This is a genomic window from Streptomyces sp. CA-251387, from assembly GCF_050936625.1.
In the GTDB taxonomy this organism is placed as follows: domain Bacteria; phylum Actinomycetota; class Actinomycetes; order Streptomycetales; family Streptomycetaceae; genus Streptomyces.
In genome coordinates this window covers 7,649,354-7,669,349 of the sequence record NZ_JBNJMJ010000001.1, presented here as the reverse complement: position 1 = coordinate 7,669,349, position 19,996 = coordinate 7,649,354, and the positions used below count along the sequence as shown (strand labels likewise).

The window sequence follows — 19,996 nt, the reverse complement described above, 5'->3', positions numbered from 1 at the left end:
ACGCCCGTCATTCATTCGCACGAGCCTTGAATTTCTCCATGCCGCACCGTTGTTATTTGCCTCACCATGTCTTCACTCCGAATTTCAAAGATCCGTTGCCTAATATTGGCCCGAACACGACACACGGAGGGGAGCGGTGACCGTGCGACGGGACTTCAAGGAGCCTGCGAGATGCCGCCCCGACCAGGTCATCGGCAGGGAGGAGCTGTTCACCGCGGCGCGTGAGCAGCTCGGGCGGGGCGGGAGCGTGCTGCTTCACGGCCCTGCCGGAATTGGGAAGTCCACGGTCCTGCGGGCATTGGCCGCGGAATACGGCGGGGCGGCACGCACCGTGTTGCGCTGCTCGCCCACCGAGTCCGAATCCCATCTCCCCTTCCTCGCCCTGGCCGACCTCCTCGGCCTGGTCCTGGACGAGGTGTCCGACCGGATCCCCGCAGCCCAGCTCACCGCCCTGGAGTCGGCGCTCACCGGCCGCGGCGAGTCCACCCTCCAACGCGACGGACTCGCCCTGCGCCTGGCCGTCCTGTCCGCCCTGCGCGCCCTCGCCGAGACCGGGCCCGTCCTCGTCGTCGCCGACGACCTCCAGTGGCTGGACCCGGCCAGCGCCGAGCTCCTCGGCTTCGCCGCCCGCCGGCTCGGCGACACCCCGGTGCGGATGCTGTGCGCGGTGCGGACCGATGGCCAGGAGTACGACCGCCATCTACGCGCGTCCCCGCCGGACACCCTCGCCGTACGGCTGGGTCCCCTCTCCCGCGCCCAGATGTCCGCCCTCCTCGACCACCGCGGCTTCACCGGCCTGCCCCGCTCCACGGTCCGGGACATCCACCGCACCAGCGGCGGCAACGCCCTGTTCGCCCTCGAACTGGGCCGTGCCCTCGCCGAGAACCCCACCCCGCCCCGCCCCGGCGAACCCCTGCCGGTGCCCACCTCGCTGCGCGCCCTGGTGCTCAACCGCCTGGAGATGCTGTCGGAGGAGGCCCGCCGCACCCTCCTGGTCGCCAGTGCCGGCGCCCGTCCCACGCTGGCGCTGCTGCACGCGGCCGGCCGTGCCAACGCCGAGGCCGAGACCGCCCAGGCCGCCGCGCTCGGGCTGCTGGCGACCGAGCCCGAGGGTCCCGCCGTACGGTTCGCGCACCCGATGGTCTCCGCCGCGCTGTACGCCGAGGCGCCCGCGCAGGAGCGCCGTGCCGCGCACGCCGCGCTGTCGACGGCGGCCTCCGACCCCATCGAGCGCGCCCGGCACCTGGCCCTCGCGACCACCGGCACCGACCCGGAGGTCGCCGCCCGCCTCGCCGAGGCCGCCACCCTGGCCCGGGACCGGGGAGCGCCGTCGGTGGCCGCGCAGCTCTGCCTGCTCGCCGCCCGGCACACCCCGGCGGACGGTGCGCCCTCGGGCGAGGCCGAGAGCTTGGGGGAAGCCGAGCCGGCGACCGGCGACAACGCCGCGGCCGGTCCCCCCTCCGGGGCAGCTCCTGCCGGACCCCACGACGCCCGGCTCATACGAACGACGGGGCCCAGCCCGGAGGCCCTGCGCCTGCAGGCCGTGGACGACGCGATCACCGCCGGCGAGCTGGACCTCGCCCGGGACATCGCCCGTGAGGTGCTCGCCCGCACGTCCGTGCCCGCGGAACGGGTACGGGCCTGGATCGCGGTGATCGACACGGCGGGCCACGCGATGACGGAGGTCGACGCGATCTTCCCGCAGGCCCTGGCCGACGCGGGCGACGACCCGAAGCTGCTCGCGCTGGTCCACTACCAGCTGACGTGGCGCGCGCTGCTCGTGAAGGGCGACTTCGACGAGGCCCGGGAGGAGGCCGCGTACTCGGCGGAGCTGGCCGCGCGGGCCGGCGACCGGTACACCGAGCTGATGGCGCTCGCCTTCCAGGCCCAGATCGAGACCCTCATGGGCCACCCGGACGCCCCCGCGACCATCCGGCGGGCGCTGGAGGAACCCCAGGACCCGAGGGTGGCCTGCCATCACAACGGGGCCGGCTACTCCCGCTTCCGCTGGCTGATCATGAGCGACCAGCTGCCCGAGGCCCGCGCCGCGGTCACCGCGCTGCTGCGCGAGGTGCGCCGGCACGGGTGGGTCGAGAGCGAGGTGCACTTCCTGCGCGGGGTCGCCGAGACCGAGCTGCACTCCGGCCACTGCGGGCGCGCCCTCGACCTGGCCCGCGAGAGCCTGCGGCTGGCCCGCGACACCGGGATCGGCGAGGTGGCCTCCGCGGTGCTGACCTCGCTCGCGGAGGCCGCGGGCGGGGAGCTGGACCGGGCGCTGGCACTGGCGCGGGAAGCGGTGGAGCACGCCGAGGAGGACGGCGACCAGATGTACGTCTCCCGCGCCCTGGCCGCCCTCGGCCACGCCCAGCTGGTGGCGGGGGACGCGCAGGGGGCGGTCCGTTCGCTGCGCCGGGTGCGCGAGGTCGAGCAGGGCCTCGGCATCACCGACCCGGCGCGCGGCCGCTGGCACGGCGACCTCGCCGAGGCCCTGGTGCGCAGCGGTGAACTCACCGAGGCGCAGGACGTCATCGACGTCACGCGCGAGCAGGCGCTGCGGCTGAACCGCGAGAGCGTCCTGGCCGTCCTGGACCGGGCCGAGGCGCTGGTCCGCGCGGCCCGCGGCGAACGGGACGCGGCCGTGGCCCAGTTGACGTCGGCGCAGGACCGGCTCGGCAAGCTGGGCTACGGCCTGGAGGAGGCGCGGGCCGCCTTCGCGCTGACCCAGCTGCGCACCGGCGCTCCCGGCCCGACGTCGTACGACGAGGCGGCCCGGCTGTTCCGCCGCTGCCGTGCGCTGCCGTGGCTGCGGCAGGTCGAGGCGGCCGCCGAGGCGCGCCCCGCGGAGACGGTCCCCACCCCCGTCTCCCCGCCGGACGGCCTGGACAGCCTGAACGGGCTCGCCGCGATGGAGCGTCAGGTCGCCGCGCTCGTCATGGAAGGCGCGACCAACCGGGAGATCGCCGCGCGCCTGTTCATCAGCGTCAAAACGGTCGAAGCCACACTTACCCGCGTCTATCGCAAGCTGGGGATCCGATCGCGGGTCGACATCGTCAGACTCGCGGCGGGACGCCGTACGACGTAACTTCACCCGTCTTTGTCGGTCGCGCGGGTTTACCGACCACGACCGAGGGTTTTCCCTGCCCAACTCCCTTAGGGGGTTCCCTCATTGGGAAGGGCAACTTCCGGGACCTACCTTGTGGATGTGCCGCTCGCCGGGCACACGGGGTCGGTCCCGCGGCCCCCGTGCACGACCCCCCACCCGCGCGTCCCCCACCGGCAACCCCCACTGAGGAGTCTCATGCTCGGGCTCACCCGTGCCAGAAAGACCGCCGCCGTCGCGGCGACCGCTGCCGCCGCCGCGGCCGCACTGCTCAGCGCCCCCACCGCTGAGGCCGCACCCCAGCCCATCGTCGGCGGTACGACGACCACGACGACCGCGTACCCGTTCATGATGCAGATCACGGACGCCTCGCAGAACCAGTTCTGCGGTGGCACGCTCGTCTCCGCGACGAAGGTCGTCACCGCGGCCCACTGCATGGTCGGCGAGACCACCAGCAGCGTCCGCGTCGTCGGCGGCCGCACCTACCGCAACGGCACGAACGGCACGGTCAGCCGGATCAGCGACATCTGGGTCCACCCGGACTACACGGACGCCACCGACGGCAACGACGTGGCCGTGCTGACCCTGTCGACCTCGATGCCGTACACGACGGCCTCGTACGTCGACTCCTCGGACACCGGTGTGTACGCGACCGGCGCCACTGCGCGCATCGTCGGCTGGGGCACCACCTCCTCCAACGGCAGCTCCTCCAACCAGCTGCGGACGGCGACCGTGCCGATCGTCTCCAACTCCAGCTGCGCGAGCTCCTACGGTTCGGACTTCATCGCGTCCGACATGGTCTGCGCCGGATACACCTCCGGCGGCGTTGACACCTGCCAGGGCGACAGCGGCGGTCCCCTGCTCATCGGGGGCGTCCTGGCAGGGATCACTTCCTGGGGCGAAGGCTGCGCCCAGGCCGGTTACCCGGGTGTCTACACCCGGCTGACCACCTTCTCGGACGAGGTGACCGAACAGGTCGAGTCGTAACCGGGATCGGCACCCAGAAGGTCTCCTGAGCATCCCTCAGGTGAAAGACCAGGGGGCGTTGCGGGCCTCCACGAGCGGCCCGCAACGCCCCCTATCCATGTCCGGCGCCTCCCTTCCATGGGCCGTTGTCAGTGGGGACTGTTTCAATGGGTGGCGGATGTGGGTGCTGGGTGACTGGGGGTGATGGGCATGGTGTCCGCGGACCGTTTGCCGGCCTTCGCGGCGATGTCGCTGCTGGTGATCGTGATTCCGGGGCCGAGCGTCCTGTTCGTCATCGGCCGCGCCCTGGCACACGGCCGCCGCACGGCCGTCGCGACCGCGCTCGGCAATGTCTTCGGCTCCTATCTGCTGGTGGTCGCCGTCGCGGTGGGGATCGGCTCGCTGGTGGAGCGGTCCGTGGCGATCTATCTGACGGTGAAGCTGGCCGGCGCGGCCTATCTGGTCTACCTGGGCGTGCAGGCTTTCCGGCACCGGGGGGAGCTGAAGGCATCGGCGATACAGGCGCAGCCGGCCGGACCGTCGCGCGGTGATCTGCGCACGGTCCTCGACGGCGCCCTCGTCGGTGTCACCAACCCGAAGGGCGTGGTGTTCTTCGCCGCCGTGCTCCCCCAGTTCGTGGACCACTCGGCGGGCCATGTCCCGTTGCAGATGCTCCTGTTGGGCCTGGTCCCGATCACCATCGGCCTGGTCACGGACACCTTGTGGGGCCTGACCGCGTCGGCGGCCCGCACCTGGTTCGCCCGCTCCGACCGCCGTCTGTCGCTGATAGGCGGAGCGGGCGGATGCACGATGATCGGGCTCGGGGTGACGGTCGCGGTGACCGGGCGGGCCGACTGACGCCCACCGGGGCATGGCTGTGGCTACGGGATGACGGTCCCGAAGCGGATGTCGTACGGCGTCTCCGGGTGCATCACCTTCAGCATCCGCTCCCCTTCTTCGGTCACCTCCGCGCGCTGGGCCTTGGTGAGTTCTGTGAACTGCTCGATGACGAGGGCGTCGCCGAGGATCCGCCACACGCCCGCGAGGAAGCCGTCGACAAGGAGGGGGCAATAGACCGTGTTCGCCTGCCAGGTGCGGCCATGGTTGGCGGGTGGAATCACCCGGGTGCGGTCGGCGTGGGAGAGGAGGAGGTTGTCGAACTCGGGCAGGAAGCGGGGCAGGGCCGGGGTGTCCGGGTCGGGGCGCGGGGCGTCGGGGAGGTCGAAGAGTTCGACGCCGTTCTCGTCCTGGAAGGTGACGAGCTCGGGGCGGAGCCGTTCGAAGGCGTCGCGCATCCGGGTCAGGCCGGACCAGGTCTGCATGTCCTTCACGGAGGCCGGCCCGAAGGCGGCCAGATAGCGCAGGACCGTGGCCTCCGGGGAGGCGGCCGGCTCGGCGGGGCGGCCCAGCCAGTACTCGGCGGTGGTGAGGGCGACTTGGGCGCTGCGCCCCCACATCCCCCGCGGAGTGATCTGGACGAGCGGCAGCTTGCAGCGGGCGGCGACGGCCAGGGACTGCGGATCGGCGTCCGGCCACTCGGCGCCGAGGGCCTCGCGGAGCTGCTTCATGGTGCGGGGCTCGGCCTCGACGAGGTCGCGGGCGAGGGCGGCGAGCCGGTCCAGGTCGACGCCGACGAGGCCCTTGCGGAAGTAGTTGATCTCACGGTCCCGGGCGGGCTGGACCAGCGGGCGCAGGGTGAGGCTGTCGTCGGCGGTGTGCAGATGGATGGTCGAGCGCATGGTGACGATGCGCACCGTCGCACGGTCGGCCAGCAGCCCCGACAGCTCCTCGGGCGTGAAGCCGTCGAGCCGGGCGGCGAGCGCGTAGTACGGCGGCTTGACCTCCTGTGCCTGCAGGCCGACCAGATGCTCGACGGCCGCCAGAGCGGACATCCGCGAGCGGCGCAGCAGCAGCTGCCGGTCGAGGGTGGCGCGGTTGAGGGCGCGGGTGCCGAGCACGGGGCCGGGGGTGGTCGTCGTCTGCTTCGTGCCGCGCGTGGCCGTGGTCCGGTCCGTGCCGGGCTGGGGCGTGGTCCGCTTCGTCATGCCGGGCACGCTAGCGAGGCTTGCGGACACCTTCGGTCCGCAACTCTCACGGAATCCAGGTTCGGCCCGTCCCGCCCATGCCATTCGCCCCGTATATCCTGCTCCGAGATCACGCACTCGTCGTCCCGACCGGGAGGCAGCCGCGATGTCCGAGCGACGCGCACGCCCCGCCTCGAAGAACTCCATGAAGTCAGTCTGGCGCCGGGCCCTGACTCCGCCGCAGTCACCGCAGCCACCGGATCCGGATCCGCCGACGCGCCCGGCTGTTCCCGGGTCCTCCGAGGTGGCGAGCGTCGTGGAGGCGGCGGTGTACCAGGACGGCGTCCGCGTCTCCTCCCCGGCCACGCTCGCCGACACCTACGGCGAACTGCGCGACCAGCCGTCCGGCATGGCGTGGATCGGACTGGCCCGCCCCACCGAGGCGGAACTCCTCTCCCTCGCGGCGGAGTTCGACCTGCACCCGCTCGCGGTCGAGGACGCGATGGAGGCACATCAGCGGCCCAAGCTGGAGCGCTACGGCGACACGCTGTTCGTGGTCCTGCGCGCGGCCCGCTACCTCGACGCGCCCGAGGAGGTCGACTTCGGCGAACTGCACGTGTTCGTCGGCCCCGACTTCGTGATCACCGTCCGCCATGGCGCGGCCCCCGATCTGTCGGCGGTGCGGCAGCGCATGGAGGAGACGCCGGAGCTGCTCAAACTCGGCCCCGAGGCCGTGCTCTACGCGATACTGGACGCGGTGGTCGACGGCTATGAGCCGGTGGTGGCGGGCGTCCAGAACGACATCGACGAAATCGAGACCGAGGTCTTCCGCGGCGACCCCGAGGTCTCCCGCCGCATCTACGAACTCTCCCGCGAGATGGTCGAGTTCCAGCGCGCCACCCGCCCGCTGGTCGGCATGCTGCACGGCCTGATGGCGGGGTTCTCCAAGTACGGCACGGACGAGGAACTCCAGCGCTATCTCCGCGACGTGGCCGACCACGTCACCCACACCAGCGAACGCGTCGACGGCTTCCGCCAGGCCCTCACCGAGATCCTCACGGTGAACGCGACGCTGGTGACGCAACAGCAGAACGCGGAGATGCGGGCGTTGGCGGAGGCGGGATTCGAGCAGAACGAGGAGATCAAGAAGATCTCGAGCTGGGCGGCGATCCTGTTCGCCCCGACACTCGTCGGGACCATCTACGGCATGAACTTCAAGCACATGCCGGAGTTGAGCTGGAGCTTCGGATACCCCTTCGCCATCTGCCTGATGGGGGTGGTTTGCGTGAGCTTGTACGTGATTTTCAAACGCCGGGACTGGCTCTGAGCCCCTGATTCGCCCGGCCTCGGTCGATCCACTCCCGGGCTAGACCGGGAGGGAGGCGAAGGCCTGGAGCGCGGCCGTCTCCTTCAGTTCCGCCCAGACCGTCTTGCCGTGCCGGGCGTGTCGTGTGCCCCAGTGTTCGGCGAGTTGGGCGACGAGGAGCAGGCCGCGGCCGCCCTCGTCGTAGGTGCGGGCGCGGCGTTGGTGCGGGGTGGTGCTGCTGGCGTCGGAGACCTCGCACAGGAGGCTGCCGACGGGGTCACCGCCCGGCCCTCCAGGAGGCTGGGGAAGGATGAGGCGCAGGCGGATGGGGGGACGGCCGTAGCGGATGGCGTTGGTGACCAGTTCGCTCACCACCAGTTCGGTGGTGAAGTCGAGGTCGTCGAGACCCCAGGTGCTGAGCTGGCGGGAGACGCTCGAGCGGGCCCCGGCGACCGCGGCCGGGTCGGGCTCCAGGTCCCAGCTGACGACCTGGCGGTCCCCGAGGGCGTGGGTGCGGGCCAGCAGCAGGGCGACGTCGTCGTCCGGGCGGCCCGGCAGCAGGGCTTCGAGCACGGCGTCGCAGGCGGTCTCCAGGGAGGGGGCGGGCCGGGCGAGGGCTTGGCGGAGCAGGGTGAGCCCGGTCTCGACGTCGTGGTCCCAGGCCTCGATCAGACCGTCGGTGTAGAGGGCGAGGAGGCTGCCTTCGGGGAGGTCGACCTCGGTCGCCTCGAAGGGCAGGCCGCCGAGGCCCAGCGGTGGGCCCGGTGGCAGGTCGAGGGTGGCGACGGGGCCGTCGCGGGTCACCACGGCGGGCAGTACGTGGCCCGCTCGGGCGAGGGTGCACCTGCCGCTGACGGGGTCGTAGACGGCGTACAGGCAGGTGGCCCCGATCTCCGCGGAGGCGGTCTCGGTGTCCGGGTCGGTGGAGGCCTCGGTGGACAGGCGGTTGACGACGTCGTCGAGGTGGGTGAGGAGTTCGTCCGGCGGCAGGTCGATGTCGGCCAGGGTGCGTACCGCGGTCCGTAGCCGGCCCATCGTGGCGGCGGCGTGGATGCCGTGCCCGACCACGTCGCCCACGACGAGGGCGACGCGGGCTCCGGAGAGCGGGATGACGTCGTACCAGTCGCCGCCCACGCCGACCTGGCCACCGGCGGGGAGATAGCGGCAGGCGACCTCCACGGCGGACTGCGGTGGCATCCGCGTCGGGAGCAGGCTGCGCTGGAGGCTGAGAGCGGTGCTCCGGGCGTGGGTGTACCGGCAGGCGTTGTCGACGGCTATGGCCGCCCTGGCGGCGATCTCCTGAGCGAGGAGCAGGTCCTCGTCGTCGTAGCGGTCGGGGTTGCGGTGGCGGGAGAACTGGGCGACGCCCAGGGTGGTGCCGCGGGCGCGCAGGGGCACGACCAAGGTCGAGTGGACCGGGTGGACCTCGTGTGCGTCGAACGGGCCGTCCATGTGGTGCCGTGAGGGCTGCCCGGTGGCCAGGGCGCGGCCGGGCGGCGATCCGTCCGGGACGGTGTGGAGCTGCTGCTGCGCGATCGCCGGGTCGGGGTCGCCGGTCACCGAGCGCCGGGCGACCCGGCGCAGTACGCGCGGTTCCTCCACCGGGGCGTCAGGGTCGTGGAGCGCGGAGTCGAGCAGGTCGACGGTGACGAGGTCGGCGAACCGCTCAGTGGCGAGATCCGCCAGTTCCTCGGTGGTGCGGGCGATGTCCAAGGTGGTGCCGATGCGCACGCCGGCCTCGTTCACCATCGCCTGCCGCCCCCTCAGGCGGCGGTCCCGCTCCTCCTGGAACGCCGTGACGCCCTGCTCGGACGTGCGGTCCACGTATCCGGTCGTCGCCGCGATCACTTTGCGCGCCGCCGCGCTGATCAGCTCGGGGTCGCTCGTCAGCCGGGGCAGTTCCGCGAGCAGCCGGTCGAGGGCGATGCCCTGGGCGAGCCGGTGGGCCCGCAGCATCGCGGTGACGGGTATCCCGTGCCGGGCGAGCCGGCGGGCGCGGTCGACGAAGGCGACGGGCGGATCGATCAGGCCCGGCTCGATGCCGTGCTCGAGGCCCGACAGCGCGGTGAGGATGTGCTCGGCGATGTTCATCGCCGTCATGCGGGCGAGGCCCGGGTCCTCCCACAGCTGCGGTACTTCGCCGCGCAGGCACTCCTCCACGTCGGCGATCAGCGTCTCCGCGCTCAGGCCGAGCACATGTGCGGCACGGGAGACGAGGCTGTCCGCGGTGACGTCCACAGTTCGACGTTACGCCGTACGGCTGGGTACGGATCGTCGGGAGGTGCGCCCCGCCCGGCCGCCTCGATGCCCGCGCGCGGGGAGACGCCGCCTGCCCGGACCGCGATGACACGAGGCAGGCAGGGTGGTGCGGGGGCTCGTGCCGGGTCACGGGACGGAGGCGGAGTTCTCCTCGTACCGGTCGGCCTCCCTCGCCACCGGCTCCTCCTCGCGGTGCTTGCCGGTGGCCTTGCGGCCGGGCGGTACCGCGAGGACGATCACCGTGCCGGCAACCCTGACGCTCCCGCCGATCAGGCTGGTCAGTGTCACGGCGTGGCGTCTGTGGGACGACATGGGCGAAGGACTCGTGCACCGCGTCGAGGAGGGGCCTGGGCCTGCCGGGCGCCGCCGGCGGGGTTCTTCGCGACCTGCCCGGCCACCGCCAGGCCGCCTCCCACCGAGTCCTTCGCCGTCTCCAGCGCGGCGTGCGGGAGATTGCCGCCGACCAGGTCGGTCAGCCGGTCGCGGTAGGCGGTGCCCAGCAGGCAACCTCCCGCGGCGCCGAGATCATCGCCCGGCGCACGGTGTGGTGCCGGACGAGACGTACGGCCGTCGCATGGCCGCCTGCGCGACGCTGGACGCCGCGGGGTCCCGGCTGGCCCTGGTCGGCCGTCCGGCATCGGCGGCGGACCTGCCGGTGACGGGCGCCGACCACGACAACTGCGGCGGCGGGCTTGATGTGCCGGGTGACGTACCGGTCGTGGGCTATGACGACGTGCCCTTCGCGCGACCGACCTGACCCCGCCTCTCACGACGGTCCGGGCGCCACACGAGGAACACGGCCGTACGGCCGGCTCTGGAGCGCGAGGAGTTTCCGCCCGGTGACGACCACGTCGGTGCTCGGCATGCAGTCGGTCCGGCTCTTGTGGCGCGGCTTTGTGCGCGGCCCTGGTGTGCTGCCACCACCCGGGCCAATCGGCAACCCCGAGCGCTACCCCATCCGGTGGCTTATCGCCGTCGCAGGGTTATTCATATCAGCCTATTTCCTATTCATCCACTGTCCGGCTCTTGGTGCTGACCAGCCGTCACGAGGCCCTGAACCAAGTCGAGGAGAGTGGAGAAAATGACAACATCGCCGAGATGGCGATCTGTTCTTGCGCCGGCCGCCATGGCTGCCGCGCTCGCCGCCGCCGCGCTGACGAGCGCGAGCACCGCCCACGCACAGGACCACATCACCCCGCACCCTCCGCACCCGGCAAAGCCCGCCCACCCGGCACATGGGCCGAAGCCCGCCTACCCGGCACATCCGGGGAAGCCGGCGTACCCGGCACATCCGGGGAAGCCGGCTTATCCAGCGCATCCGGGGAAGCCGGCCAAGCCCGCTTATCCGGTCAAGCCTGCCAAGCCTGAGCTGCCGGCCAAGCCTGACCACCCGGTGCATCCAGGGAAGCCGGCCAAACCTGCTTACCCGGCCAAGCCCACCAAGCCCGAACTCCCGGCGAAGCCCGCCTACCCTGCCAAGCCGGAACTCCCCACCAAGCCTGCTCTCCCCGCAAAGCCCGAGCTCCCGGCAAAGCCGGAACTCCCAGCGAACCCCGCACTCCCGGCCAAGCCCGCACTGCCCGCAAAGCCGGAACTCCCAGCGAAGCCCGCACTCCCGGCCAAGCCCGCACTGCCCGCAAAGCCAGAGCTGCCTGCGAAGCCCGCACTCCCCGCGAAGCCACAGCTGCCGACGAAGCCCTCGCTGCCGGCCAAGCCCACCAAGCCGGAACTCCCCACAAAGCCGGAACTCCCAGCGAAGCCGGCTCTCCCCGCAAAGCCGGAGCTCCCCACCAAGCCCTCGCTGCCGGCCAAGCCCACCAAGCCGGAACTCCCCACAAAGCCCGAACTCCCGGCCAAGCCGGCTCTCCCCGCAAAGCCCGAGCTCCCCACCAAGCCCTCGCTGCCGGCCAAGCCCACCAAGCCGGAACTCCCCACAAAGCCCGAACTCCCGGCCAAGCCGGCTCTCCCCGCAAAGCCCGAGCTCCCCACCAAGCCCTCGCTGCCGGCCAAGCCCACCAAGCCGGAACTCCCCACAAAGCCCGAACTCCCGGCCAAGCCGGCTCTCCCCGCAAAGCCCGAGCTCCCCACCAAGCCCTCGCTGCCGGCCAAGCCCACCAAGCCGGAACTCCCCTCCAAGCCTGACCACCCCACAGTCCCGAAGAAGCCCGACCACCCCAAGAAGCCCGACCACCCCAAGAAGGTCGAGCACCCGAAGAAGGTCGAGCACCCCAAGAAGGTCGAGCACCCCAAGAAGGCCGAGCACCCCAAGCACTCCGAGAAGCACGAATGGTGAGCACGGCAAGGAGAGGCTGACCCTCCGTCTCCAGGGAGCGGCACAGGTCGGCCGGCGTAGCTGGGCCCGGGTGTCCGGGCCCGGCTACGCCCATGTCAGGCCCGGCCGCGCTCTTGCGGGCAAGCTCATCCACCCCGTGGATGAGGCAGATCCGGGATTGCGATCGCCCGGAGGATGGTGGCGCGGAAGCGGACGGCCCATAGTCGTCCCTACCCGCACGCCGCTGTCCGGACCAGCCGCCGGCGTGCGGTCGTCCACCGCATCCGCCGTGTGGTCGTCCACCGCATGCCGTGCGCCGTCGGCGCCAGTGAACGGCATGCCCGCTCCCGTACGCCGTCCCTGGAGTCGCCATGCCCGGTTCCGTTTCCCCGACGCCACCCGCCGCCGCGGCCGATGACGCCGCTCCGCCGCCCGTCGCCGTGGCGGGCCCCGCCCACCTGCTGCGTGTGACGCTGCTGATGGCGGGCAGCTGTCTGCCGATCCTCGGGGCCGTGCTGATCGCCCCGGTGCTGCCGAGGATGCAGGACCACTTCGCCTCGACGCCGGGCGCCAAGGCCCTCGTCCCCCTCGCACTGACCGTGCCGGCGCTGTCGCTGGCGCTGCTGGCGCCGTTCGCCGGGGTGATCGTGGACCGGCTGGGCCGCAAGCGGCTGCTGATCGTGACGACCGTCCTGTACGCCGTGTTCGGCACGGCACCGCTCTGGCTGGACTCGCTCGGCGCCATCATCGCCAGCCGGGCCCTGGTCGGTGTCGCCGAGGCCGCCATCATGACCTGCTGCACCACGCTGATCGGCGACTACTACTCCGGTCACCGGCGGGTGAAGTACCTCGCGCTGCAGACGATGTGCGCCTCCGCGTCCGCCACCGTCTTCTTCGTACTCGGCGGAGCCGTGGGCGCGGCGGGCTGGAAGATGCCCTTCTGGGTGTACGCCGTGAGCCTGGCCCTCGCTCCGCTGATGGCGTCCGCCCTGCCCAGCCCGGTTGCCCGCGCGGCCGGCGACGAGAGCCCTGCCGGGGCAGCGAACTTGGCGGTCCACCGTCCTTTCCCCTGGCGGCAGTTGGCGGGCGTCTGCGCCCTCACCTTCTTCGGGGCGATGGTCTTCTACACCGTCCCCGTGGAGATGTCGTACCTGCTCGACGACCTCGGCGTGGAGAACTCCGGCATGATCGGTCTGGCCACCGCGATCGCGAGCGCCGCCACCGTGGGCGGTGCGGTCGCCTTCGCCCGGCTCCGGCGCTCTCCCGACCCGATGCTGCCGGCCGTCTTCGCGGTCTGCGCGCTCGGCTTCGGGGTGATGTCCCTGGCGGGCAACGCGCCGCTGCTGGTCGCCGGGGCGGTGATCAACTGCCTGGGTACGGGCATGCTCCTGCCCGCGTTGCTGACGAGCGCCATGTCCCGGCTGGCGTTCGAGGACCGCGGGCGTGGGACGGGACTGTGGATGGCGGCCTTCTTCGGCGGGGAGTTCGTGTGCCCCTTGGTACTGCTCGCCGGGGAGTCGGCGGTCGGCGGCCTCGCGGGTGCGGTGGGGGTTCTGGGGGCGGCTACGGCGCTGGTGGCGGCGAGTCTGCGGGCTGCCGGCCCGGCAACGCCCCGAGGGGCGCGGGGAACCGCGCGACCAGCCACCACGGACCCGCAGCCGAACGGCAACCCGTCGCGGCACTCACAGTAGGTCGCTTCAGCCCCCTCCGTCGGCGTCCCCCCTCAACGTCTCCCCCACCTCCGCCGCCTTCCGCCGCAACCAGATGTGCGCCGCATCCTGCGCATGCACCGGATGCCACCACAACGCCACCTGCACCGGCACCGCTTCGAAAGGACACGGCAGAACCCGGACCCCCGCCGAGCGCACCGCCCTGCGGGCGAGCCGCTCCTGGATCATCGCGACCCTGCGGGTGCCCTCGATCATGTGCGGCAGCAGCTGGAACGTCTGGACCGAGACCTCCACTTGGGGGCTGATGCCGAGCATGCTCAGCTGGCGGGCGGCCGGGGCGTCGTAGGGGCGCTGGTAGACGGCCCAGGGCAGCCGGGCCAGGTGGTCGAGGGTGAGGGCGTCGCCGACCTCGGGGTGGTCCTCGGCGATCAGGCACAGCCAGCGGTCCTGGTAGAGGTCGATCGCGGGGAAGCCGTCGATGACGCCGTGCGGCATCAGCAGTCCGTCGACCGTGCTCAGCAGGGCGGCGGTGTTCTCGGTGACGGAGGGCGCCGGGTGCTGGAAACCGAGCCGGATGCCGGGCGCCTCGTGGTGGACGGCCCGGGCGAGCGCGGCGCCGAACACGGCCGCGCCGTAGTCGGAGGCGAGCAGCGTGAACTCGCGGGACTCGGCGGCCGGGTCGAAGTCGGCCTGGCTGGAGAAGACCCGCTCCAGCAGGTCGCACGCGGTGGCACTGCGGTCCCGCAACGCGACGCCGAGCGGCGTCAGTTCGTAGGAGTTGCCGGTCCGGGCGAGCAGTTCGTCGTCGAAATGGCGGCGCAGCCGGGACAGCGCCGCGCTCATCGCCGGCTGGCTCAGTCCGATGCGCTCGCCGGCCCGGGTGACGTTGCGTTCCTCCAGGAGGGCGCGCAGGGCGACGACCAGATTGAGGTCGAGTCGGGACAGGTTCACCGGGCACCGCCTAGCGAGCGAGGGCCATCCATAACGTGGATGAGCCATATCCACAAGATTGATTTCCGTGATCGGCCGATCGGGTTCAGAGTAGACCGCAACCCAGCGGGAGGACATCTCATGGCAACACTCGTGCAACCTGCCGGCCCGTTCGCGCTCGGCACGTTCTCCGCTCCGGGCGTGGCCGCGTTCCCCGGACTCGTGGCCCGGGAGCGGGTACTGAACCTGCGCCAGGTCCTGGCCTGGGAGCCGTCCGATGTGCGCGCCGTACTGGACCGGTGGGAGGAGGCCCTCCCCGTCCTGCGCACCCTCGCGGCGGAGGACGCCCTGGACTGGCAGCCGCTGGAGGGCCTGCGGGTGCGCGCCCCCGTCGAGCCCCGGCAGATCTTCCAGTCCGGCGCGAACTACCGGCAGCACGTGATCGACCTGGAGGTCGCCCACCGCTCCCCCGACGACCCGCGCACGGTCGAGGAGGCGCGGGCCGAGATCGCCGCGGTGATGGACCGGCGGGCGGCCGAGGACCTGCCGTATGTCTTCATCGGCCTGCCCACCACGATCGCCGGCCCGTACGACGACGTCGTCCTCCCCTCCTGGGCCGAACAGCCGGACTGGGAGCTGGAGTTGGCGGCTGTGATCGGCAGGCCCGCCTACCGGGTGTCCGTCGAGGAGGCGCCGGAGTACGTCGCCGGGTACACGATCGCCAACGACCTCACCGACCGCGCCACCGTCTTCCGGCGGGACATGAAGGCCATCGGCACGGACTGGCTGCGCTGCAAGAACACCCCGGGCTTCACGCCGCTCGGACCGTGGCTGGTTCCGGCCGAGTCGATCTCCGATCCCGGTGATCTGCGGGTCACCCTCAAGCTCAACGGCGACACCATGCAGGACGAGTCCACCAAGGACATGTTGTTCGGCATCGCGCGGCTGGTGTCGTACATCTCGCAGACCGCGCGGCTGCTGCCCGGCGACCTGGTGCTGACCGGCAGCCCGGCCGGCAACGGCATCCACTGGGGGCGGCTACTGCGGGACGGCGACGTCATGGAGGGGTCGATCACCGGTCTGGGCGTGCAGCGCACCCGCTGTGTGGCGGAGGGCGCGGCATGAGCCCGGACCGGCACGACCCCGAGGGCGCGATCGCCGAGGCCGCCAAGGCGTACTCCAACTGGGGGCGCTGGGGCGAGGACGACGTGCTCGGCACGCTCAACTTCCTCGACGAGGCCAAGCGCCGGGAGGGTGCCGCCCTGGTACGGCGGGGCGTGAGCTTCTCGCTGTCGCAGCGGTTCGACATGAACGGGCCGCAGAAGGGCTGGCGGCGGCGGACCAACCCCGTGCACACGATGCTCGACACCGGCACCGACGCGGCGCTGGGCAACCAGGGCTTCCCGCACGGCATCGGCGGCGCGGACGACGTGATCGCGATGCCGCTGCAGTGCTCCACCCAGTGGGACGGCCTCGGGCACATCTTCGACCACGGCAACGCCTGGAACGGGCGGAAGGCCGAGAAGGTCGTCACCTCCGACGGCGACCTCGTCACCGGCATCGAGCACATGGCGCCGTACGTCGCCGGGCGTGGCGTCCTGCTGGACGTGGGCCGCGTGGTCGGCGAGGACGGTGAGGACGGCGAGCTGCCCGACGGGTTCGCCGTGACCGAAGAGCACCTGACCGCGACCGCCGAGGCGCACGGGGTGAGGGTGGGCCGCGGTGACCTCGTGGTCGTGCGGACCGGGCAGCTGGCCCGGGTGCGCCGGGACGGGTGGGGCGACTACGCGGGCGGGCCCGCGCCGGGGCTGTCGTTCACCACGGCGGACTGGCTGCACCGCACCGAGATCGCCGCGATCGCCACCGACACCTGGGGCTTCGAGGTTCGGCCGAACGAGTTCGAGGGCGCCTTCCAGCCGCTGCACCAGGTCGTCATCCCCAACATGGGGCTGCTGATCGGCGAGATGTGGGACCTGGAGGCGCTCGCCGAGGACTGTGCGGCGGACGGCGTGTACGAGTTCTGGCTCACCGCCGCTCCCCTGCCCATCACCGGGGCCGTGGGCTCACCCGTCAACCCCATCGCCGTCAAATAGGCCCGCGGCCTGCCGGGTTCCGCCCTTCGCTCCCGCCCCGGTGGCATACCCGGCCCCCTGGCCACCCGTCAGTCCGCTCACCGACGGGTGGCCCCTCACACCACCGTCACCGAGTATCCGCCGGAAATGTCCGGCTCGCACTCGGAGCGGCCGCACCGCACCCCCGCCCCCCAACCCAGCACCCCGCACCTCCAGCCGCTCGATGCCGCGCGGCCCGACCTCGGGAGGGACCCCGACATGACCGACAGCCGCTCCCTCTCCCAGCCTCCCGCTGGGGGAACTCCCACCGTCCTCGTCATCGGCGGGGGCGCTTCCGGCAACGCCGTCACCATCCTGCTGCGCCGCGCCGGCATCACCGTCGACCTGATCGAGGCCAGGCCCGACTGGAACGCCACCACCGGCTCCGGCATCACCCTCCAGGGCAACGCCCTGCGGGTCCTGCGCGACCTGGGCCTGTGGGCGGAGGTGGAGGCCTGCGGATTCGCCTTCGGCACGCTGGGCATCACCGCCCCCGACGGCACGGTGCTGCACATCGCGGAGGACATCAGGACCGGCGGCGAGGACCTGCCCGCCACCCTCGGGATGCAGCGCCCCCGGCTCCAGCAGATCCTCATCGACGCGGTCCGCGCCTCCGGCGCCACCGTGCGCCTGGGCACCACCGCCGAGTCCCTGGAGCAGGATGCCGACGGGGTCTCGGTCCGCTTCAGCGACGGCACCGAGGGCCGCTACGACCTGGTCGTCGCCGCCGACGGCGTCAACTCCGCCACCCGCGCCGCGATCGGCATCACCGACAAGCCGGAACCGACCGGCATGGGCATCTGGCGCATCGCCGCCCCGCGCCCCGAGGGCGTGGACCGCACCGACCTCGCCTACGGCGGCCCGGCCTACATCGCGGGCTACACGCCCACCGGCGAGGACACCCTCTACGCGTACCTGGTCGAAGGGTGCCGGGACCGCGCGTCCGTCGACGCGGCCGACCAAGCCGACGAGATGCGCCGCCTGGCGCAGGCGTACGGCGGTGCCTGGCCGGAGATCACCCAGCACATCACCGACTCGAAGCAGGTCAACTACACCTGGTTCACCCGGATGCTGGTCGAGGGCTCCTGGCACCGCGGCCGGGTCGTCCTCGTCGGCGACGCCGCCCACTGCTGCCCGCCCACGATCGCGCAGGGCGCGGCCATGTCCCTGGAGGACGCCCTCGTCCTCACCGAGTTGCTCACGAGCGGACGGGACTGGGACGACGAGCTGTTCCAGAGCTACTACGACCGACGGATCCCCCGGGTCCGGACCGTCGTCGAGGCGTCCGTGCAGATCGGCCAGTGGCAGCTGGACGGCGTGCGTGACGCCGACCTCCCCGGGCTGATCGGCCGCACGATGAACTTCCTCAAGGAGCTGCCGTGACGGTGCCCACCGTGGACATCCACGCCCATCTGCTTCTCCCGGAGATCGAGGAGGCCGTCGCCGGTCACCCCGGACTCGCCGGGGCCCAGGGTCTCGACGCCCGCCGCAACGGCCCGGCGGCCCTCGCCGTGAACGGCCCCATGGTGGGCGCCCGGGTGCCGAGGCTGACGGACGTCGCCGTGCGCCTGGCGGCCATGGACGAGGCCGGCGTGGACGTGCAGCTGGTGAGCCCTTCACCGGGCCACTACCACTACTGGGCCGGCCCTCGACTGGCCGACACCGTCTGCCGGTCGGCCAACGAGGGCACCGCCGCGCACTGCGCCAAGGCCCCCGACCGTCTGCACGGCCTCGGTCTCGTCCCCCTCCAGCACCCCGACCTCGCGCCGGCCCTGCTCGACCACGCCCTGGAGCAGGGGCTGAGGGGCGTGGAGATCTCCTCGCACGCCCCGGGGCCGGGCGGGACCCGGGAGGTGGAGCTCTCCGACCCGCGGCTCGCGCCCTTCTGGGCCCGCGCGGAGGAGAAAGGCGCCCTGATCTTCCTGCACCCGTTCGGCTGCACGCTCGACGAGCGCCTGGACCGGTGGTACCTGTCCAACACGGTCGGCCAGCCCACCGAGAACGCCGTCGCCCTGTCCCACCTGATCTTCTCCGGCGTCCTGGACCGCCATCCGGGCCTGAAGCTGGTGGCCGCGCACGGGGGCGGCTACCTCCCCACCCACATCGGCCGCTCCGACCACGCCTGGCGGGTCCGCCCCGACGCCCGGAGCTGCTCACGGGAGCCGAGCAGCTATCTGAGGCGGCTGTACTTCGACTCCCTCGTCCACGACCCGCTCGTACTCCGAGCCCTGATCGGCACCGTCGGCCCCGACCGCGTCCTGCTCGGCTCCGACTTCCCCTTCGACATGGGCACCGACGACCCGCTGGGCGCCCTGCGCGCGGCCGGCCTGCCCGACCACGACTTCCACGCGGTGCGGGGCGGCAACGCCGCCGCCCTGCTCGACCTCGCCTGAGGAGGAACCCCCCATGAGCAACCGTCTGCTCACCCACCTGCGCCACGTCGACCTGGCCGTACCCGACTACGACAAACAACTCGACTTCTACGCCGGCGTCTGGGGCCTGACCAAGGTCGCCGAGGACTCCGGGATCTCCTTCCTCGCCGCCGAGGGCAGCCCCGAGCAGTACGTCGTACGCCTGCGCAAGGCCGACGAGAAGCGCCTCGACCTCGTCTCCTACGGCGCGGGAAGCCCGGCCGACGTGGACACGCTCGCCGAGCAACTCCACTCCCAGGGCGTGCAGTTGGTCTCACGGCCGGGCAAGCTCGACACCCCCGGCGGCGGTTACGGCTTCCGCTTCTTCGACGTCGACGGCCGCACCATCGAGGTCTCCGCCGACGTCGAGGTCCGACAGCACCGCAGGATCGAGGAGAAGGAGTCGATCCCGGTGAAGCTGTCGCACGTCGTCCTCAACTCGCCGGATCTGGACAAGACCAAGGCGTGGTACGAGACCCACCTCGGTTTCCGGCTCTCCGACACCCTCGGCCATCCGCACATCGGCGACGTCATGCATTTCATGCGGATCAGCAACCAGCACCACTCCATGGCCATCGCCAAGGGCCCGCACACCTCGCTGCATCACATCTCCTTCGAGATGCGCGGGATCGACGAGTACATGCGCGGCTCCGGCCGGGTGATGCGCGCCGGCTTCAAGAAGATCTGGGGGCCAGGCCGGCACATGGCGGGGGACAACACCTTCACCTACTTCCTCGACCCGCACGGCAACACCGTCGAATACACCACCGAGCTGGAGGAACTGGACGAGGACACCTGGCACCCGCACGTCTACGACTTCTCCCAGCCCGAAGTCACCGACCAGTGGGGCACCGCCAACCCCATGAACGAACTGGTCACCAAGGAGTCCTTCAACGACCCCGACGGCGGCTGCTTCGTCGCCCCGCCGGTGTAAGGGGCGCCGACCG

The 19,996-nt window shown here is 72.0% G+C and carries 16 protein-coding genes; 12 read left to right on the top strand and 4 right to left on the bottom strand.

Going from position 1 to position 19,996, the window contains the following annotated elements; genetic code table 11:
- The first annotated feature begins 136 nt into the window (after positions 1-136).
- From ACQEV2_RS34045 to ACQEV2_RS34035, 3 genes are all read left to right on the top strand, one after another.
- Positions 137-3,082, top strand: coding sequence for a helix-turn-helix transcriptional regulator (locus tag ACQEV2_RS34045; RefSeq protein WP_433050279.1), 2,946 nt, complete (start codon positions 137-139; stop codon positions 3,080-3,082).
- Between the two features lie 216 nt (positions 3,083-3,298).
- On the top strand, positions 3,299-4,087 hold the full coding sequence (locus ACQEV2_RS34040; protein ID WP_433050276.1) for a S1 family peptidase: 789 nt from the start codon (positions 3,299-3,301) through the stop codon (positions 4,085-4,087).
- Positions 4,088-4,276: 189 nt separating this feature from the next.
- Complete coding sequence (locus tag ACQEV2_RS34035) at positions 4,277-4,924, top strand: LysE family translocator (protein WP_433050273.1); 648 nt, start codon at positions 4,277-4,279, stop codon at positions 4,922-4,924.
- Between the two features lie 23 nt (positions 4,925-4,947).
- Here the strand turns inward: ACQEV2_RS34035 and ACQEV2_RS34030 are convergent, their stop codons facing one another.
- Positions 4,948-6,111 carry a winged helix DNA-binding domain-containing protein gene (locus tag ACQEV2_RS34030; protein ID WP_433050270.1) on the bottom strand — a complete coding sequence of 388 codons (1,164 nt, stop codon included), beginning with the start codon at positions 6,109-6,111 and terminating at the stop codon, positions 4,948-4,950.
- 145 nt (positions 6,112-6,256) lie between these two features.
- Here ACQEV2_RS34030 and ACQEV2_RS34025 point away from each other — a divergent pair, with 145 nt between their 5' ends.
- Positions 6,257-7,417 carry a magnesium and cobalt transport protein CorA gene (locus tag ACQEV2_RS34025; protein WP_433050267.1) on the top strand — a complete coding sequence of 387 codons (1,161 nt, stop codon included), beginning with the start codon at positions 6,257-6,259 and terminating at the stop codon, positions 7,415-7,417.
- Between the two features lie 39 nt (positions 7,418-7,456).
- Here the strand turns inward: ACQEV2_RS34025 and ACQEV2_RS34020 are convergent, their stop codons facing one another.
- Both ACQEV2_RS34020 and ACQEV2_RS34015 read right to left on the bottom strand, forming a co-directional pair.
- Positions 7,457-9,634 (bottom strand): ATP-binding SpoIIE family protein phosphatase, encoded by a 2,178-nt coding sequence (locus ACQEV2_RS34020; RefSeq protein ID WP_433050264.1) that lies wholly within the window; start codon positions 9,632-9,634, stop codon positions 7,457-7,459.
- 147 nt (positions 9,635-9,781) lie between these two features.
- On the bottom strand, positions 9,782-9,943 hold the full coding sequence (locus ACQEV2_RS34015) for a hypothetical protein (RefSeq protein ID WP_433050261.1): 162 nt from the start codon (positions 9,941-9,943) through the stop codon (positions 9,782-9,784).
- Positions 9,944-10,202: 259 nt separating this feature from the next.
- Between ACQEV2_RS34015 and ACQEV2_RS34010 the strand changes: the two genes are divergently transcribed.
- From ACQEV2_RS34010 to ACQEV2_RS34000, 3 genes are all read left to right on the top strand, one after another.
- Complete coding sequence (locus tag ACQEV2_RS34010) at positions 10,203-10,412, top strand: hypothetical protein (protein ID WP_433050258.1); 210 nt, start codon at positions 10,203-10,205, stop codon at positions 10,410-10,412.
- Positions 10,413-10,781: 369 nt separating this feature from the next.
- Positions 10,782-11,948, top strand: a complete 1,167-nt coding sequence (locus tag ACQEV2_RS34005; RefSeq protein WP_433050255.1) for a hypothetical protein — start codon at positions 10,782-10,784, stop codon at positions 11,946-11,948.
- A 350-nt stretch (positions 11,949-12,298) separates the two neighbouring features.
- Positions 12,299-13,618 (top strand): MFS transporter, encoded by a 1,320-nt coding sequence (locus tag ACQEV2_RS34000; RefSeq protein WP_433050252.1) that lies wholly within the window; start codon positions 12,299-12,301, stop codon positions 13,616-13,618.
- A gap of 6 nt (positions 13,619-13,624) precedes the next feature.
- Here ACQEV2_RS34000 and ACQEV2_RS33995 read toward each other — a convergent pair whose 3' ends face one another.
- Positions 13,625-14,548: a LysR family transcriptional regulator gene (locus ACQEV2_RS33995; RefSeq protein ID WP_433050249.1), complete on the bottom strand. Its 924-nt coding sequence runs from the start codon at positions 14,546-14,548 to the stop codon at positions 13,625-13,627.
- Positions 14,549-14,668: 120 nt separating this feature from the next.
- Here ACQEV2_RS33995 and ACQEV2_RS33990 point away from each other — a divergent pair, with 120 nt between their 5' ends.
- The 5 genes from ACQEV2_RS33990 to ACQEV2_RS33970 all read left to right on the top strand — a co-directional run bounded on the left by ACQEV2_RS33990 (position 14,669) and on the right by ACQEV2_RS33970 (position 19,983).
- Entirely contained in the window at positions 14,669-15,652 is a 984-nt protein-coding gene (locus ACQEV2_RS33990) for a fumarylacetoacetate hydrolase family protein (RefSeq protein ID WP_433050246.1), read from the top strand.
- Positions 15,649-16,620 carry a cyclase family protein gene (locus ACQEV2_RS33985; RefSeq protein WP_433050243.1) on the top strand — a complete coding sequence of 324 codons (972 nt, stop codon included), beginning with the start codon at positions 15,649-15,651 and terminating at the stop codon, positions 16,618-16,620. The genes ACQEV2_RS33990 and ACQEV2_RS33985 overlap by 4 nt, the downstream gene beginning before the upstream one ends.
- 237 nt (positions 16,621-16,857) lie before the next feature.
- On the top strand, positions 16,858-18,021 hold the full coding sequence (locus tag ACQEV2_RS33980) for an FAD-dependent oxidoreductase (protein WP_433050240.1): 1,164 nt from the start codon (positions 16,858-16,860) through the stop codon (positions 18,019-18,021).
- On the top strand, positions 18,018-19,031 hold the full coding sequence (locus tag ACQEV2_RS33975) for an amidohydrolase family protein (RefSeq protein WP_433050237.1): 1,014 nt from the start codon (positions 18,018-18,020) through the stop codon (positions 19,029-19,031). Before ACQEV2_RS33980 ends, ACQEV2_RS33975 begins: the two co-directional genes overlap by 4 nt.
- A 13-nt stretch (positions 19,032-19,044) precedes the next feature.
- Positions 19,045-19,983 (top strand): VOC family protein, encoded by a 939-nt coding sequence (locus tag ACQEV2_RS33970; protein ID WP_433050234.1) that lies wholly within the window; start codon positions 19,045-19,047, stop codon positions 19,981-19,983.
- The last annotated feature ends 13 nt before the right edge of the window (positions 19,984-19,996 follow it).